Genomic DNA, 14,603 nt, shown 5'->3' with positions numbered 1-14,603 from the left:
CATTTACGCTGAACACTGCTGAACATCACTGTTCAACTATGCAGCGATAGCATTCTGCTTGTTTCCATTCGCGTTAGCGGGACGGAGTCCAAACAGAATGGCGGTATCCCGCAAAGCTTTGAGTAGAATACCCAAAGCGCAGTTTCCGTGTCGTCTTACTACCAATTTTCTGCTTTGCTTTGGCTACCATGTTGGCAGACTCGAAAGTAAACAGAAAGATCAACTGGTAGTAATCCGTACTGAACATATTATACATTATTTTCAGTATAGTTGAGCTTATTATTGACTAGAGTCATGCTCCTCCTCTGCGGGGGCTAGGGGGGACTGGGTTGCCGGCGGGCCGTAGGCTTCACCCAGATCCGGGGATCCCTCTGCTTCCAGGCTCTCGAGAGCGGACAGTTCTGCCGTCGCCTCCTCGGGCGAGGCCAGGATCCCTTGCAAATCTATCAGGCTGCCGTTGAAATGGTCGGCAAAGCGGCGGGCCACCTCCGCCAGCTCGTGGGCAAGGTGGTAGGAGGAAGGCTTTGCCGCTTGCGCTGGCGGGATGGAGTTCTCGCCAGGGGTCTCTGGCTCAGCAGGAGGAGGTTGCCCGACTCTACCGTAGCTTTGGGATCCCGCCTTGGGAGATGGCGATAAGTCTTTGGGGAGGTTGTCGCCCCTGGGGGTTCGGCTCTGCAACTTTGCAGGGGCGAGGGGTGGAGCCTTTTCGCGACCTGAGGTTTCGCCAGCACTCCCCTCACGATGGCGGGACGAAGGTCCCTGCTGCACCACCAAATTTAGCCGCACCGGGCGCTGCAGCAGGTTGTGGAGCGCAGAGCAGAGCTCGGCTTCTTTGCTGCGCACCTTGTCCACTAAGCCCTTATTGGGAAAAGCAAGGGTAATCTCTAAGGTCTCCGTCCCGTCAGAGCCAACGAGAGACTCCTGCTGCAAATAGCCGGATGCCAATAGGCCTCTGGTGATGGGGCGAAGGTTTTCAAGAAACTCCTCCCACCGGGGCCGCAGCAGCTTGAGGGGATGCGGATCTTTCGCTTTTTCCGGGCTGGCCGGCTTCTCCCGACTTGGCTTTGCCGTTTGCGACGGCGGGAGGGATCCCCCTGTTGCAGCAGGGGAAGGGGCTGGGGTCTCTGGAAGGGTTGTCGTAGGAGCTGTCAGCTCCTCGCTGGCTGGGACGGTGGGGCTAGGGGTCTTTCCGACCGTTGGCGGGCCGACGGCTGGGAGCGGCTCTCCGCCTTTGGCCTCTATTGACGGCAGCGGGACGGCACTCTGGCGAAGCTGGCCCAGCAGATCCAGCAGGGCGATCTCCAACCAAAGCTGGGGTTGCCCGCTCTGGCGAATTTGCGGCTCGCACTGGCGCAGGTGGCTCTGGGCCGCCAGCAGCATCTCCACCGAGTAGCGAGGAGCCCGCTGCTGCAGAGCTGCCCAGGTGGGATCCGTTACGGCCGCCAACTGCCGCTGTTGGGGGGCCGTCTTGGCCAGCAGCAGATCCCGGTAAAAAACCACCAGGCTCTGCAGCACCACCAGGGGCTCTCTGCCCCGCTCCAGCAATTGTCGCGTCTGGGCCAGCACCGCCTGCACATCCTGAGCCAGCAACGCATCGGTCAAATCCAAAAGCTGCCGCTCCGGGATCCCGCCCACCAAGTCCCATACGGCTTCTGGGGTGATGGATCCCTCCAGCAAGCTGAGCTGATCCAACAGGCGCTCGGCGTCCCGCAGCCCGCCCTGGGCCAGTTGGGCCACCAGGTGCAAGGCTTCTGGTGCAATGGGGATCCCTTCCTGGGCGGCGATCTGGCCCAGGTGGGCCACCATGTCGTCGAGGGGGATGCGGCGGAAGTCAAACCGCTGACAGCGGGAAACGATGGTGGGCAGAACCCGCTGGGGGTCGGTGGTGGCCAGCACAAACACCACGCGAGGAGGCGGCTCTTCCAGCGTCTTCAGCAACGCGTTGAAGGCGGCATTGCTGAGCATGTGGCACTCGTCGATGACATAGACCTTGTAGCGGCTATTTACCGGCGCAAATTGGGCCCGCTCGATCAGCTCGCGGATGTTGTCTACGCCGGTGTTGCTGGCCGCGTCGATCTCAATCACGTCCAAAGAAGAGCCGGCGGTGATGGCGCGGCACTGGCTGCATACCTGACAGGGATCCGGCGTTGGCCCCTGCTCGCAATTTAAAGACTTGGCCAAGATGCGGGCGCTGGAGGTTTTTCCGGTGCCCCGCGGCCCACAGAACAAGTAGGCCGGCGCCACCCGCCCCAGCCGGATGGCATTGGCCAAAGTCTGCACGACTGCCCCTTGGCCCACCACCTCGGCAAAGCGCTGCGGGCGGTATTTCAAATGAAGGGGTTCGTACTTGCCAGCAACGGCCATTTTTTCGAGCTCTCCAGTCGCCTTGCAAGCGCGCCCCCGCCGAAACCGCTCTTGCTGGGCAATGCTGAGGCATCCCAGGGGGGCTCCCCTATTCTGGCTTCTCCCTTTGTCCCTCAAGAGCGATACTGGGCCTGGGAGGAGATGTCGCTCCCTGGGCGGGCAGAGCTTTGGGATCCCGGCGGCGCAGCGGAGGGATCTGCGGCAATTGCACCTTCCAGCCGGGGGCATCCAGTTGATCCACGTGCTGCAGCCGGTAGCTGAGCTGGTACAGTTCCCTCTTGAGCCGGCGATTTTCTGCCTGCATGGCGGCGATGCGCTCGCGGATGGGCTGCAGGCGGGCCTGAAGTTTGCGCCGGTAGAGCTCCGGCAGCTCCTGGAGCATCTGCTCCAACACCTGCTTTTCTTGGTAGAGCTGCTCGATCTCGGCCTCGTAGCTGCGAATTTGCCGCTGTTGCTTTTCTTGGCGCAGCTCCAACAGGTCGATCTGGCTCTGCAGCAGGCGGTTGCGCTCCCGCAAAAGCTGGATCTCCCGCTCCCGCGCCGCCAGCGCTGAGGTCCACAAAGACTCTCTCCCGCTGCCACAAAGTGCTTCCTGCATCGCCTCTTTCTCGATCCATCCAGACATAGCTGCAAAGAAAGGGATCCCTCCCCCGTCACTCTATCCGGCTCGGCGGGGTGGGGCAAATGGCCCCTCCTTCTCTGGGGTGAGCCCCCAGGGCTTGCCTAACCTGGGCTTCCAGCTGCGCCAGGGATCCGGAATTGTCCAGCACTACATGGGCGCGACGGGCCTTTTCTTCTAGGGGCCACTGGCTGGCCAGGCGCGCCTCGATTTCTGCCGCCGTCAGCAGATCCCGCTGCGCCAGCCGCTGCCGCTGCTGCTCCGGGGTACAGGTCACCACCCAGATCTCGCTGGCCCAGTTTTCCATGTGGGCCTCAAACAGGAGCGGGATCATCAGGCAAACGGTGGGATGGCCTTCCCCGTGAGGACATTGGCAACTGGGTCGAGCCTCAGTCGCTTCCTCAGGCGGCGCAGATGCCCCGTGGGCCTCGAGAAACTCCCGCAGCCGCGCTTTGACAAAAGGATGGATCTGGGCTTCCAGCCAGGCCCGCTCGGCGGCATCGGCAAAGACAATCCGCCCCAACTGGCGGCGATCCAGCGCTCCAGAGGGATCCTGGATGGCCCGGCCGTAGCGCTGCAGCACCCGCTCGCGGATGGGGGATCCCACCGCTAGGGCTTGCCGCGCCATCTGATCTGCATCGGCCACCGGGATCCCGTGCCGTTCCAAGATGCGGGCCACCGTGGATTTGCCTGTGGCTATGCCGCCCGTCAGGCCGATGATTCTCATGGGAGCTGGGTGATTTCAAATGAGTTGGAGACAGGCCCAAGCGCTCCGCGCCGGCCCTCACCCCCAGCCCCTCTCCCAGAGGGAGAGGGGAGATCCCCTTCAAGGCGAGGCCCTTTGGGTAGAGGGTGGGGAAAGGCAAGGTTCTGTTAAGAGACTATACTCAAAGCCTTCCACCAAGGCCCGGCAGGAGGCTTCGATGATGTTGGTGGAAACTCCCACCGTGGTCCAACGGCGGTGGCCGTCGCTAAACTCCACCAGCACCCGCGTCTTGGCCGAGGTGCCGGCCCGCCCGTCCAAGATGCGCACCTTGTAGTCGGCCAGGTGAATGGCCTCCAGTTGCGGGTAAAACTCCAGCAAGGCTTTGCGCAGCGCCCCATCCAAAGCCGCCACCGGCCCATTGCCTTCCGCTGCCGTCACCCGCGTCTGCCCCCGCACCGCAATCTTCACCGCCGCCAAGGACTGCACCTCCGTTGCCTCGCCGCTGGGATCCCAGTCTTTGCTGCTCCAGTCGGAGCGGGTGGTGGCGCTGACATGGAAGCTGAGCACCTCAAACGGATGCGAGCGCTGCCCCAACAGCTCCCGCACCAAGAGCTCAAAGCTGGCCTCAGCGGCCTCAAACTGGTAGCCCTGCAGCTCCAAGGTCTTCAGCCGCTCTAGGATCAAGCGGGCCTGGGGATCCGACTTGTCCAGCCGGATCCCGAACTCGGCCACCTTGCTGAGGATATTGCTCAACCCCGCCTGATCCGAAACGACGATGCGCCGGCAGTTGCCCACCTGCTCCGGAGCAATGTGCTCGTAGGTAAGAGGGTTTTTCTGAACAGCGCTGACATGGATCCCACCCTTGTGGGCAAAGGCGGATCGGCCCACGAAAGGAGCATGGTCGTCCGGGGCCAGGTTGACCACCTCACTGATGGCGCGGGAGATCTCTGTTAGGTGTTGCAGCTTTCCCTCGGGCAGACAGCGGTAGCCTAGCTTGAGTTGTAAGTTGGGGATAACGCTGCACAGGTCGGCATTGCCACAGCGCTCCCCGTAGCCGTTGATGGTGCCCTGCACCATGCGCGCCCCCGACTGTACTGCCGCCAGGGCATTGGCCACAGCAGTGCCAGAGTCGTTGTGGGTGTGGATCCCCAAGGGCAAATGCCCCAGGTGATGGGATTCGGCCAAGACGGCTGCCGTGATGGCGGCGATCTCGTGGGGCAGGGATCCGCCGTTGGTATCGCAGAGAACCAGCCACTCCGCCCCTGCCTCGGCAGCCGCCACGAGGGTTTGCAGGGCGTAGTCGGGGTTGTGGCGGTAGGCGTCGAACCAGTGCTCGGCATCGTAGATCACCCGCCGCCCTTGGGAGCGCAAATAGGCGATGGTGTCGCGGATCATGGCCAGGTTTTCCTGCAGCGTGGTGCCCAGCCCCTCCGTAACATGCAGATCCCAAGACTTGCCAAAAACCGTCACGTAGCGGGTTCCCGCCGCCAAGATGGCCTGCAGCAGGGGGTCATCGGCTGCCCGCCGCCCCGGCTTGCGGGTGGAGCAAAAGGCCACCAGCTCCGCCTGCTCCAGCGGCTCTTCCCGCAGTTGCCAGAAAAATTGTCCATCTTTGGGATTGGCCCCCGGCCAGCCCCCCTCAATAAAGGGGATCCCCAGCCGATCCAGCAGCTTGGCAATCTGCACCTTATCTGGCACCGACAGCGACAGCCCCTCCCGCTGCGCCCCATCCCGCAGCGTGGTGTCGTAGAGGGTGATGGCGACCGGAGAATCTGCTTCAGTCTTCATACCGCATCAACTTTTTGTAAAAGGCGGTGGTGAAATCCGGCGGCTGCCCCCGCTGCACCAGCGCTACCACGTCGATGAGGTAGTCCACAAACTCGTAGTTGACGATGGAGAGCTGGTAAGTGAGCTCGGCATCCTGATCGAAGACCACCTGCACCACGGTCAGATCTGCGGGCAACAGCGACGTGTGCCAACTGGCCAGGAAACGCACGGGCTTGTCTCCCTCGATGGCCCTCTGTCCTTCCAGGCTGCCTTTTTTGTAAAGGCCCACGGCCAGGGGCAGGTACTGCCGGCGGGCAACCGCGTAATAGGGCTGATAGACGGACACTTCCGACGGGCCGGCGGGTTCGAGCTGCAGAGCCATGGCGTGTCAAGGGAAGAAAACGGTTAAGGACGGCAACAACCCCAACTGCAATCCAGCCTACCGCCTCGACGACTTGCTGGTCTAAGGGTTAGGGGCTCTAGGAGGGATCCGGCACCTTCTTTGGGAGAAAAGCGTTGGAAAGTCGAGAAGCTCTGCGGAAGAATAGGAGAAGTAAAGAGGGGATCCCCCCAAGCGACTCCCTCTTCGGCATGTCCTGGACCCATGGACACCAACCAAGACAGGAACATCCCTTCCCCCGCCCCAGCTCTGGCGACGGAGTGGGATCCCGTGCTGCAGCAAAAGTTTGAGCAGCTTGCCCAGATCTTGGCCAAGATGGGGCGGGTCTTGGTGGCCTACTCAGGCGGGGTGGATAGCAGCCTGGTGGCCAAGCTGGCCTGGGATCAGTTGGGGGAGGGGGCCCTGGCCGTCACTGCCGCCTCCCCTGCCCTTTTGCCCGAAGATCTGGAGGAGGCCATCTGGCAAGCCCAATCCATCGGCATCCGCCACCAGATCGTCGAGACCCAGGAGCTGCAGGATCCCCGCTACGCCGCCAACCCCGCTAACCGCTGCTACTTCTGCAAAAGCCACTTGCATGACCTGCTGTGCCGGCTGGCGCAAGCCCAAGGATACGACTACGTGGTGGATGGCCTCAACGCCGACGATCTGGCCGACTACCGGCCGGGAGTGCAGGCAGCTCGAGAGCGGGGCGTGCGTTCCCCCCTGGCGGAGGTGGGGATGAGCAAGCTGGAGGTGCGGCAACTGTCTCGCCATCTGGGCCTGCCCTGGTGGGATAAGCCGGCTCAGCCCTGCCTCAGCTCCCGCTTTCCCTATGGCGAGGCCATCACTGCCGAGAAGCTGCGCCGAGTGGGGGCGGCAGAGCGCTATTTGCGCAGCTTGGGCTGGCACCAGGTGCGGGTGCGCTCCGAGAAAGATACTGCTCGCATCGAACTGCCCCCTCACCAGATCCGAGAGTTTGTGCAAAAAACCGATCTGGAAGCGCTGGTCAGGGCTCTGCAATCCTTCGGCTACCTCTACGTCAGTCTCGATTTGGAGGGCTACCGCAGCGGCAAGCTCAACCGCGCCCTCAACCCGCCCCCGCCGACAACGGGCTGAGCCAGCCCGGGGGCTTGGGCTGAAGTTTTGCGCAGGTTTGGGGGAGTATGAAAGGGTTTTGGTGGCTCTGGCTTTGCTTGGGGGTGTTTGGCCTGGCAACGGCTGCTCCTGCCTCAGCCCAGAAAGACCAGGTGGCAGCCGCTCAGCCTGGGGATACGAGTGCCCCCGATACCCTTGCGGATCGCACGTTACGGCTGCGCTCCGACCGCCAAACCTTCGACCAACGGGCGCAGGTTTTCCAGGCGGAAGGAAATGTGGAGATGCGGCTGGGCCGCTCTGTGCTGCGGGCAGACCGCCTGCGCATCGAGCTGCAACAGCGGCGAGCCGTGGCCGAGGGCAATGTCTCGGTGGAGCTGCATCGGCAGCGCATCCAGGGATCCCGCCTGGAATACGACTTTGAGCGGGAGCAGGGAGTTTTGGAAGAGGCCTTCGGGCAGGTGGATATCGGCCAGTTGCAGGCCGCCGGATCCCCGGCAGCGGCCCTCTCGCCGCAGCGGCTGGTGCGCTTTCGCGCCGTTCGCATCCGCTTCGCTGCCAACAACTGGGAAGGAGAGCAAGTGCAGTTGACCAACGACCCGCTAGATCCGCCAGAGCTGGAGATCCGCAGCCCGCGAGTGACCTCCGCCCTGCAGCCGGATGGTTCCAGCCTGCTGATGGCCGAGGCGGGGCAACTGGTTTTCGACCAGGTCTTTTTTTTGCCCCTGCCCATTCGGCTGCGTCTTGACTCCTTCAACCGTCAGCCTCCGGTCAGCCTTTTTTACGATGACTTCGACCGGGAAGAACTGCGGCGCGGCCTGATCCTGCAAGCCAACATCGAGCTGCTGCAGGATCCCAACCTCAGCTTGGTGCTCTCCCCCCAACTGTATCCGCAGCGCCTCTGGGGGAGCCTCCAAGGGATCCGCGATGGGGTTGGGCTGCGGACGGATTTTCGTTGGCGGCAACCGGAAGCCAATGCCCAAACCTCGCTGTTTGCCGAGCTGCGCGGGATCGTCTTCGAGGAATTTGCTCGGCGCTTGCGGGCGCAGGTCGAACACCGCGTTACCACCGGCGACGGCGGCCAAGTCACCTACACCTATGCTTATCGGGAGCGTTTTTTCAGCGGGCGGCTGGGGTTTCAGATCGTGGAAAATCGCTTCGGTGTCAGCTACAACTCGCCCACCCTCCTTCTCGGCGACACCGGCTTGAATTTCAGCTACCGCATAGCCGCCGACTCCATCGACGCCCTAGGACAACTCGGCGACATCGACACCGATCCCGATCTAGCCCTGGCCAAGACCACCGACCGCATCCAGCTCACCCGACTGCAACTGGGGGCAACCGTGAGCCGCTCCTTTCCCATTTGGCGGCCCCCCAAGACGGCAGCAGATCCCCCACCCCGCTTTTCCGCTTTGCCCATCGAACAGGGAATCTGGCTCAACACCGGCCTCAGCAGCAGCCAGTCGTTCTACTCCAATGGCCGTGCCCAAAGCTATACTGCCGGCAGCATTGGCCTCGACGCGGTAATCGGGGCTTTCGTGGCCGATACCTTCGACTACACCAACCTGAGGGTGACCTACTCCAATGGCTTTTTGGCGGGGGCCTCGCCGTTTTTGTTCGACCGCATCACCACGCGGGAGCAGCTTGTTCTGGGCTTTTTACAGCAACTGTACGGCCCGCTGCGGGTGGGGGCCGAAACCACACTGGATCTCCAATCCGGCCAGCAGGTGGATACCACCTATCGCCTGGGTTACGACCGCCGCACCTATGGATTTAGCTTGCAATACAATCCGGTGCGTCAGTCGGGGGCGCTGGAGCTGCGGGTGGAGGGCCTGAACTGGGATCCCCGCCAGTCCTCGCCGAAGCCGACGACCGGAGCGAGCCTCCACGAGCCGTGATCCCCAAACTCCCAAGGGGACTCAAAATGTAATCTTAACTACTGCTCTGCGGAGATTCTCTGTGAGAAATTGCCTCGCCGCAGGGAGAAATTTCAATCCAAATCCCTCCTGATTTGAAGGGCCATTCTGAAAAATCAAAACTGTAAGATAAAATACAGAAATTACTTTTCCAGGATTCATTTTTGCTGGTTGGGATCGCCGTATCAAAGGCTACTGCAGCGATCCCCAGGCGGTGTTAGGGTAGATAATAGGCTGAGCAGAGTGGGCTGGTGATCTAATTATGCAAACACTTGATGCGATCCCCGACAAAAAACGAGTAGAGCGAATAACCTGTAGCTACATCAACGCGACCAGCTCCGTTCAGGTGGTTCGCATCACAAATATCGAGAACTGGTACTTTGAGCGGGTGGTCTTCCCAGGGCAGCGGCTGCTGTTTGAGGCAGTGCTGGGAGCCAAACTGGAGATCCACACGGGCATGATGGCCAGCTCCATCCTGACGGATATCATCCCTTGCGAAAAGCTGCGCGTGCGAGAGACGGAGCCGGTGACGGTGGGCGCCTAGATGCCCCGAGGCCAGCGGTGTGGACTAGGTCTCGCGACCTTGCTCCTTTCTCTCCTCTCTTTCCGGGCTAGGGGAAGGTTGGGGTGAGGGGCGAGGCTTGGGCGGCAGTGGGATCTCAAGGAAACGGGCGCTCAACCGCACCGGGCTGATCTCGCGCCGTTGCGGCGGCCACGGGATCCCCAGCCAACGGGCCGTGAGCTCCAGCAGGCTGGGGGGCGGTGTGGGAGTAGGGGTGGGCGTTGGTGGTGGGGTGGGGTACAGATCCAAGCGCGGCGGACGGGGGGTGCTGACCCGAAAAGCATCGGGGGGAGGTTGGGTCAGCGGCACATTGGGATCCCCGCACCCCAGCAGGCCCAGCCCCAGCAGGATGTACAGCGTTGCGGTGCCTCTGCTTCTCATGAACAAGCTGCCGAGCATCGACACCAGACTATCACCGGGATCCCAGGGCTCTGAGCTGGGTTTGCAGATCTGCTTCCAGGGCAGATAGCTCGCGAGCTATGGCTGCGTAGCGGTTGGCAGTCAAGTTTTTGGCGATAAATTGCTCCAGCAGTTGCTGATCCCGGGCAACCATCTGGTTAAAGTACTGCTCTACGGGAACCCGTGGGTCTTCGATCAAGGCTCTGCACATCTGCAAAGCCGTGATCAACTGGGCCCGCACCTGCAAAAAGAGCGACTGGATATACCGCTGCTCGGCCTCGCTCAGTTGGCGAAAATCTCGCCAATACTGGCCCCCCTCCAGCGATTGTTGGAGCTCTTGCACCCAGCGGTTGTACTCTTTTACCTTGCGGGCGAGATCGCTGGCAAACTCCATGATCTTGGGAGGGCTATTTAGGAGGTGGGCCTCCTGCCAGCGCTGGCGAATGCGGCGCAGGCTCTGCTGCAGCTCCAAGCTGGCCCAGAGGAGGCCCAGCAAAACCACCGCCAGCAACACGACGGCCACTGTATACAGTAGCCAATAGCCGGGATCCCGCATCCCCAAAAAGATCACCAGGGCAACCACCAACAGGCAGAGGGCCAGCATAACCCAGAAGCGCAGTTGTTGTTGTTGCAGACGCAGGTACCCTTCCCTCAGGCCAAATGCTTCACAGCAAGCCTCCAGATCCGCATCCATGATCTGGCGAAACTCCTCTAGAGAGATTGGTTCGGCAGTGATCATCGAAGACCCTCGCAACGCAATCTGGGTTGAAGTCCAGGCCGTTAGGATTTGCCCTGCCAATTCCGCGCGGCTTCCGTACTCTCCTCCAGCGGCTCCAGCACCTCGCTGGCTGGAACCACCATCAACCCATAGCCCCCTTCGCGACAAAAATCGACGATCTCCTGAGTATCAAAGCGCTCGGCCAGCGGCTTGGGCAGCCCCTGCTGGGCCAGCCTTTGGGCATATTTTTTCGCCCCAAAGGCGCTCTCAAACGCAATGACAATGTCCTGCCCCCCGATCTGGCGTGTGCAGATCCCCTCTTGGCCATTGGCTTGGTAAAGCAGCACGATGACCTGGGAAGGCAAGTCTTCCGGGCTAGCCCAAGCCAACTCCTTCTCAGCCTGGGATCCGCCGCCGAGCAACACATCCCGCGCCTCGTTGAGCCGTGCCAGTTGCGCCTCCAGCAAGGGCCTTTGCCGTTCGTCCTCCAGCTCCAAGAGGGCGGCACTGAGGGTTTGATATTCTCGAAACCACTTCCTCCGGATCTCCCGTTCGCTGGCATCCGGCGGCAGGTTGAGAACTTGGAGGGCCTCGGCGGTGTCCATCGACAGCCTCTGCTCGGATTGAGAGGAACGTCACTGTCCACAGTCTAGACTAACCGCTCTGGGAGCTTTGAGAGGGGGACTCTTCCAGGGATCCCCGCTCCTTGGCGCTGTCAGCCGGTCGTTGGGTAGGAAGCCGAACTGCTGAGCAATTCCCCTTGCACCACGTTCGAGATGCCGCCAGCGGGGTGGGCAGATATCGGGCTTGGCCAACTGGATAGGCAAATCGGGCAGAGCAGCAAAGGATGGTGTGGCACAGCAAGTGGGGGTTGCCTGCCAGCAGCTACTGCAAGTTGTGAAAGAATCGCCGCTCTCCCCCTGCGTGGGAGCAAGCCGGCAGGGCTGCGGACAACGTCAAGGTTAATTCTCAGTTAAGAAAAAAGCCGTTGCGGGGTGTAATCCCGCTGCATCTATGAGAAGATGGTAAAGCTGTGCTTTTTGTTCGCACGGCTTCGGTAGTCTATCTGGCCAATTAGGGGATAGTATGCTGCACACACTATCTGGCCAATTAGGGGATAGGTCTCTGGCTCTGATCGGGATCCACTGCATCCTAGAGCTTTACGACTGCCCGGCCAAACTTCTGGATGATGTTTCCCTGGTGCAACAGGCCTTGCGGGAGGCAGCAAGACGCTCCAACTCCACCCTCTTGGGCGAGCTTTGCCATCCGTTTGAGCCACAGGGGATCACGGCTCTGGCCCTTTTGGGAGAATCCCATATCTCCATTCACACTTGGCCCGAAGCGGGCTATGCAGCGGTGGATGTGTTCACCTGTGGTCGCCACACGCGGCCCGAAGCAGCCTGTGAATACTTGATCCAGGTGTTTCAAGCGCGGCGGTATTCGCTGCGCAAGCTACCTCGCCGAACCACGGATGCGGCACCCATTGAAGAGATGGCGGATTTTCCCGAAGCGCTAAGCTGTGAAACGGCCGGACGAAGGCGCTGAGATCCCGCCACTTTTTGTCAGGTGTCCTATGAACACCCCAAAGAGCTTCTTCTGGGCGCAGGAGTACTTCACCCCCTGGGACTACACTGCCCGTGCCATCACGCGCATTCTGGCCTACCGAAAAACCCGTTTTCAGGAGATGCTGATCGCCGAGACGGGAGCCTATGGCAAGGGCCTGATGCTGGATGGCCACTGGCAGTCCACCACGGCGGACGAATTCCTGTACCACGAGGCTCTGGTTCATCCGGCCCTGGTGCAGGTCGTCCAGGCGGGTGGGATCCCGCGGCGAGTGTTGATATTGGGTGGTGCGGAAGGGGCGACGCTGCGGGAGGTGCTGCGCTGGCGCTCGGTGGAGCAAGTGGTGATGGTGGATATCGACGGGGAGGTGGTGGAAGCCTGTCGAGAGCATCTGCCGGAAATGCACCAAGGATCCTTTGCGGATCCGCGGGCAGAGGTGGTGATCGCCGACGCCTTGGACTTTCTTGGCCAGACGGAGCCGATCTGGGACGCGATCCTTTCCGATCTGTCGGATCCCGTTGAGGCCGGCCCGGCCTACCGCCTCTTTACCCAGGAGTTTTTCCGCCAGGTTCGCTCCAAGTTGCAGACCGCTGGGGCTTTTGTCATCCAAGCTGGGCCGACGGGTCCAGTGGAGTTGTGGCAGCACACTCGCATCGTTCACACCTTGAAAACGGTGTTTGCTGCTGTGCAGCCCTACGCTATCTACGCCCCCACCTACGGCGGGCCGCTGGGGTTTGCCCTGGCAGCCCAGGATCCCATCTCTTCCAGGCCGGAGCCCGAACAGGTCGACCAGATCCTGGCCCAACACCTGGATCCCGACCGCGGAGCGCTGCGCTTCATCGATGGCATCACCCTCCTGGGACTCTACCAGGTTCCCGCCCACCTGCGCCGTGCCATTGCTGCTGAGACCACCGTCTACACCCTGGCCAACCCTCCTCAGGTCGAGTAATCTGGCGGCCCAATCCGCGATTAAAAGTGGGATCCCAGGGTATTTGTCTTCGGTGCCATAACTTGGTAGATTCGTGAGCAGCCGAATTTTGCTTCCCCGATGAAAGTCCTGGTTATTGGTGGTGACGGATACTGCGGCTGGGCAACGGCCCTACACCTGTCCAACAGGGGCTATGAGGTGGCCATTCTCGATTCCTACGTGCGCCGCCTCTGGGATCTGCAGCTAGGGGTTTCTACCCTGACGCCCATTGCCCAGCTCGAGCAGCGGGTGGATCGCTGGAAGGGGCTGACCGGCAAGGATATTCCCATTTTCGTTTGCGACGTCACCAACTACGAGGCCCTCATTTCTTGCATGCGTCGCTTTGAGCCGGAGGCCATCGTCCACTTTGGCGAGCAGCGCTCTGCTCCCTACTCGATGATTAGCCGCGAACATGCGGTGATGACCCAGGTCAACAACGTGGTGGGCACCCTGAACATCCTCTACGCCATCAAGGAGGAGTTTCCCGACTGCCACCTGGTGAAGCTGGGCACCATGGGCGAGTATGGCACCCCCAACATCGACATCGAGGAGGGGTACATCACCATCGAGCACAACGGCCGCAAGGATACCCTGCCCTATCCCAAACAGCCGGGTTCCATGTATCACCTCTCCAAGGTGCACGACAGCCACAACATCCACTTCGCCTGCCGCGTCTGGGGCCTGCGGGCTACCGACCTCAATCAAGGGGTGGTGTACGGCGTGTTAACAGAAGAAACCGGCATGGATGAGGTGCTGATCAACCGCCTCGACTACGATGGCGTGTTCGGCACGGCCCTGAACCGCTTTTGCGTTCAAGCCGCAGTGGGCCACCCCCTGACGGTGTACGGCAAGGGGGGCCAAACCCGTGGCTTCCTGGATATCCGCGATACGGTGCGCTGTGTGGAGCTGGCCATCGCCAATCCTCCTGAGCCAGGTCAGTTCCGGGTGATGAACCAGTTCACCGAGCAATTTAGCGTGGAGCAACTGGCGCTGATGGTGCAAAAGGCCGGAGCCGCCATGGGCCTGAAGGTGGAAATCAACTACTTGGAAAACCCCCGTGTCGAGCTGGAGGAGCACTACTACAACGCCAAAAATACCAAGCTCCTAGACCTGGGCCTACAACCCCACTACCTATCTGACTCGCTTTTGGACTCGCTGCTCAACTTCGCCCTCAAGTACAAAGACCGCGTGGATGTGCGGCAGATCCTGCCCAAGGTGAAGTGGAAGGGCTAGCTGATACATTTACGCTGAACACTGCTGAGCATTACTGCTCAGCGGTGAAGCGATAGCATTCTGTCCGTTTCCGTTGTCACTACGCGACGCTGACGCGACCGCGCTACTCGGACGGAGTCCAAACAGAAAGGCGGTATCCCGCACAGCCCTGAGCATAACGCCCAGAGCGCCTTGCCAATCTCGTGGTAGCCTATGGTTGCACTTCGGGCATCTAAACACCTTTGCGCCACCCAACTTGGTGTGGATGTGCCCGCACTTGGTACAGGTTTTGCTGGTGTACGCTTCCGATACTTCCACGACAACCACGTTTTTCTTCTT

General features: G+C 61.1%; 15 protein-coding genes and 1 pseudogene. 6 read left to right on the top strand and 10 right to left on the bottom strand.

From position 1 onward, the window contains the following. Window positions 1–36: 36 nt before the first annotated feature. The 6 genes and pseudogenes from SYN65AY6A5_RS14785 to ebsA all read right to left on the bottom strand — a co-directional run. Window positions 37–244, bottom strand: a pseudogene (locus tag SYN65AY6A5_RS14785) (hypothetical protein); the annotation flags it as partial. Window positions 245–279: 35 nt separating this feature from the next. Then, window positions 280–2,364 (bottom strand): DNA polymerase III subunit gamma/tau, encoded by a 2,085-nt coding sequence (locus SYN65AY6A5_RS08415; RefSeq protein ID WP_099884233.1) that lies wholly within the window; start codon window positions 2,362–2,364, stop codon window positions 280–282. 88 nt (window positions 2,365–2,452) lie between these two features. Beyond that, complete coding sequence (locus tag SYN65AY6A5_RS08410) at window positions 2,453–2,926, bottom strand: hypothetical protein (protein WP_187147164.1); 474 nt, start codon at window positions 2,924–2,926, stop codon at window positions 2,453–2,455. A 91-nt stretch (window positions 2,927–3,017) separates the two neighbouring features. Next, the gene (gene coaE, locus SYN65AY6A5_RS08405) at window positions 3,018–3,710 is read right to left on the bottom strand and encodes a dephospho-CoA kinase (RefSeq protein ID WP_011429468.1); all 693 of its coding nucleotides are present in this window, start codon (window positions 3,708–3,710) and stop codon (window positions 3,018–3,020) included. Window positions 3,711–3,809: 99 nt separating this feature from the next. Continuing rightward, window positions 3,810–5,477, bottom strand: a complete 1,668-nt coding sequence (gene cimA / locus SYN65AY6A5_RS08400; RefSeq protein WP_011429469.1) for a citramalate synthase — start codon at window positions 5,475–5,477, stop codon at window positions 3,810–3,812. Beyond that, the gene (gene ebsA, locus SYN65AY6A5_RS08395; RefSeq protein WP_099834657.1) at window positions 5,467–5,838 is read right to left on the bottom strand and encodes a type IV pilus biogenesis protein EbsA; all 372 of its coding nucleotides are present in this window, start codon (window positions 5,836–5,838) and stop codon (window positions 5,467–5,469) included. Before ebsA ends, cimA begins: the two co-directional genes overlap by 11 nt. Before the next feature lie 288 nt (window positions 5,839–6,126). Here ebsA and larE point away from each other — a divergent pair, with 288 nt between their 5' ends. The 3 genes from larE to SYN65AY6A5_RS08380 all read left to right on the top strand — a co-directional run bounded on the left by larE (window position 6,127) and on the right by SYN65AY6A5_RS08380 (window position 9,387). After that, entirely contained in the window at window positions 6,127–6,951 is an 825-nt protein-coding gene (gene larE, locus SYN65AY6A5_RS08390) for an ATP-dependent sacrificial sulfur transferase LarE (RefSeq protein WP_011429471.1), read from the top strand. Window positions 6,952–6,998: 47 nt separating this feature from the next. Beyond that, window positions 6,999–8,825, top strand: a complete 1,827-nt coding sequence (locus SYN65AY6A5_RS08385) for a DUF3769 domain-containing protein (protein ID WP_011429472.1) — start codon at window positions 6,999–7,001, stop codon at window positions 8,823–8,825. A 280-nt stretch (window positions 8,826–9,105) separates the two neighbouring features. After that, window positions 9,106–9,387 carry a DUF1830 domain-containing protein gene (locus SYN65AY6A5_RS08380; protein ID WP_011429473.1) on the top strand — a complete coding sequence of 94 codons (282 nt, stop codon included), beginning with the start codon at window positions 9,106–9,108 and terminating at the stop codon, window positions 9,385–9,387. A gap of 24 nt (window positions 9,388–9,411) precedes the next feature. Here SYN65AY6A5_RS08380 and SYN65AY6A5_RS08375 read toward each other — a convergent pair whose 3' ends face one another. Genes SYN65AY6A5_RS08375 through SYN65AY6A5_RS08365 form a run of 3 tightly spaced genes read right to left on the bottom strand, consistent with a single transcriptional unit; the run spans window position 9,412 to window position 11,127 of the window. After that, window positions 9,412–9,786, bottom strand: a complete 375-nt coding sequence (locus SYN65AY6A5_RS08375) for a hypothetical protein (protein ID WP_011429474.1) — start codon at window positions 9,784–9,786, stop codon at window positions 9,412–9,414. A 31-nt stretch (window positions 9,787–9,817) separates the two neighbouring features. Continuing rightward, entirely contained in the window at window positions 9,818–10,543 is a 726-nt protein-coding gene (locus tag SYN65AY6A5_RS08370) for a hypothetical protein (protein ID WP_041438088.1), read from the bottom strand. A gap of 41 nt (window positions 10,544–10,584) precedes the next feature. After that, window positions 10,585–11,127: a DUF3110 domain-containing protein gene (locus tag SYN65AY6A5_RS08365; RefSeq protein WP_011429476.1), complete on the bottom strand. Its 543-nt coding sequence runs from the start codon at window positions 11,125–11,127 to the stop codon at window positions 10,585–10,587. Window positions 11,128–11,608: 481 nt separating this feature from the next. Between SYN65AY6A5_RS08365 and speD the strand changes: the two genes are divergently transcribed. The 3 genes from speD to SYN65AY6A5_RS08350 all read left to right on the top strand — a co-directional run bounded on the left by speD (window position 11,609) and on the right by SYN65AY6A5_RS08350 (window position 14,285). Then, entirely contained in the window at window positions 11,609–12,067 is a 459-nt protein-coding gene (gene speD / locus SYN65AY6A5_RS08360) for an adenosylmethionine decarboxylase (RefSeq protein ID WP_099812417.1), read from the top strand. A gap of 28 nt (window positions 12,068–12,095) precedes the next feature. After that, window positions 12,096–13,034, top strand: a complete 939-nt coding sequence (locus SYN65AY6A5_RS08355) for a polyamine aminopropyltransferase (RefSeq protein ID WP_011429478.1) — start codon at window positions 12,096–12,098, stop codon at window positions 13,032–13,034. 99 nt (window positions 13,035–13,133) lie between these two features. Then, complete coding sequence (locus tag SYN65AY6A5_RS08350) at window positions 13,134–14,285, top strand: NAD-dependent epimerase/dehydratase family protein (RefSeq protein ID WP_011429479.1); 1,152 nt, start codon at window positions 13,134–13,136, stop codon at window positions 14,283–14,285. 9 nt (window positions 14,286–14,294) lie between these two features. On the opposite strand, the gene SYN65AY6A5_RS08345 is transcribed toward SYN65AY6A5_RS08350, so the two are convergent. Further along, the coding region (locus tag SYN65AY6A5_RS08345) for a zinc ribbon domain-containing protein (protein ID WP_143597153.1) at window positions 14,295–14,603 on the bottom strand (309 nt) is incomplete at its 5' end.

The sequence above is a fragment of the Synechococcus sp. 65AY6A5 genome (assembly GCF_002760415.1).
Lineage (GTDB): Bacteria > Cyanobacteriota > Cyanobacteriia > Thermostichales > Thermostichaceae > Thermostichus.
Note: the sequence above shows the minus strand (reverse complement) of the source record. Positions and strands in the feature narration are given on the sequence as shown.

What these genes read in the sequence shown, in the direction of transcription:
- coaE (WP_011429468.1), bottom strand. Translation starts at nt 3,710, where the DNA reads ATGAGAATCATCGGCCTGACGGGCGGCATAGCCACAGGCAAATCCACG.
- SYN65AY6A5_RS08380 (WP_011429473.1), top strand. Translation starts at nt 9,106, where the DNA reads ATGCAAACACTTGATGCGATCCCCGACAAAAAACGAGTAGAGCGAATA.
- SYN65AY6A5_RS08415 (WP_099884233.1), bottom strand. Translation starts at nt 2,364, where the DNA reads ATGGCCGTTGCTGGCAAGTACGAACCCCTTCATTTGAAATACCGCCCG.
- SYN65AY6A5_RS08350 (WP_011429479.1), top strand. Translation starts at nt 13,134, where the DNA reads ATGAAAGTCCTGGTTATTGGTGGTGACGGATACTGCGGCTGGGCAACG.
- SYN65AY6A5_RS08370 (WP_041438088.1), bottom strand. Translation starts at nt 10,543, where the DNA reads ATGATCACTGCCGAACCAATCTCTCTAGAGGAGTTTCGCCAGATCATG.
- SYN65AY6A5_RS08385 (WP_011429472.1), top strand. Translation starts at nt 6,999, where the DNA reads ATGAAAGGGTTTTGGTGGCTCTGGCTTTGCTTGGGGGTGTTTGGCCTG.
- cimA (WP_011429469.1), bottom strand. Translation starts at nt 5,477, where the DNA reads ATGAAGACTGAAGCAGATTCTCCGGTCGCCATCACCCTCTACGACACC.
- ebsA (WP_099834657.1), bottom strand. Translation starts at nt 5,838, where the DNA reads ATGGCTCTGCAGCTCGAACCCGCCGGCCCGTCGGAAGTGTCCGTCTAT.
- SYN65AY6A5_RS08355 (WP_011429478.1), top strand. Translation starts at nt 12,096, where the DNA reads ATGAACACCCCAAAGAGCTTCTTCTGGGCGCAGGAGTACTTCACCCCC.
- SYN65AY6A5_RS08365 (WP_011429476.1), bottom strand. Translation starts at nt 11,127, where the DNA reads ATGGACACCGCCGAGGCCCTCCAAGTTCTCAACCTGCCGCCGGATGCC.
- speD (WP_099812417.1), top strand. Translation starts at nt 11,609, where the DNA reads ATGCTGCACACACTATCTGGCCAATTAGGGGATAGGTCTCTGGCTCTG.
- SYN65AY6A5_RS08375 (WP_011429474.1), bottom strand. Translation starts at nt 9,786, where the DNA reads ATGAGAAGCAGAGGCACCGCAACGCTGTACATCCTGCTGGGGCTGGGC.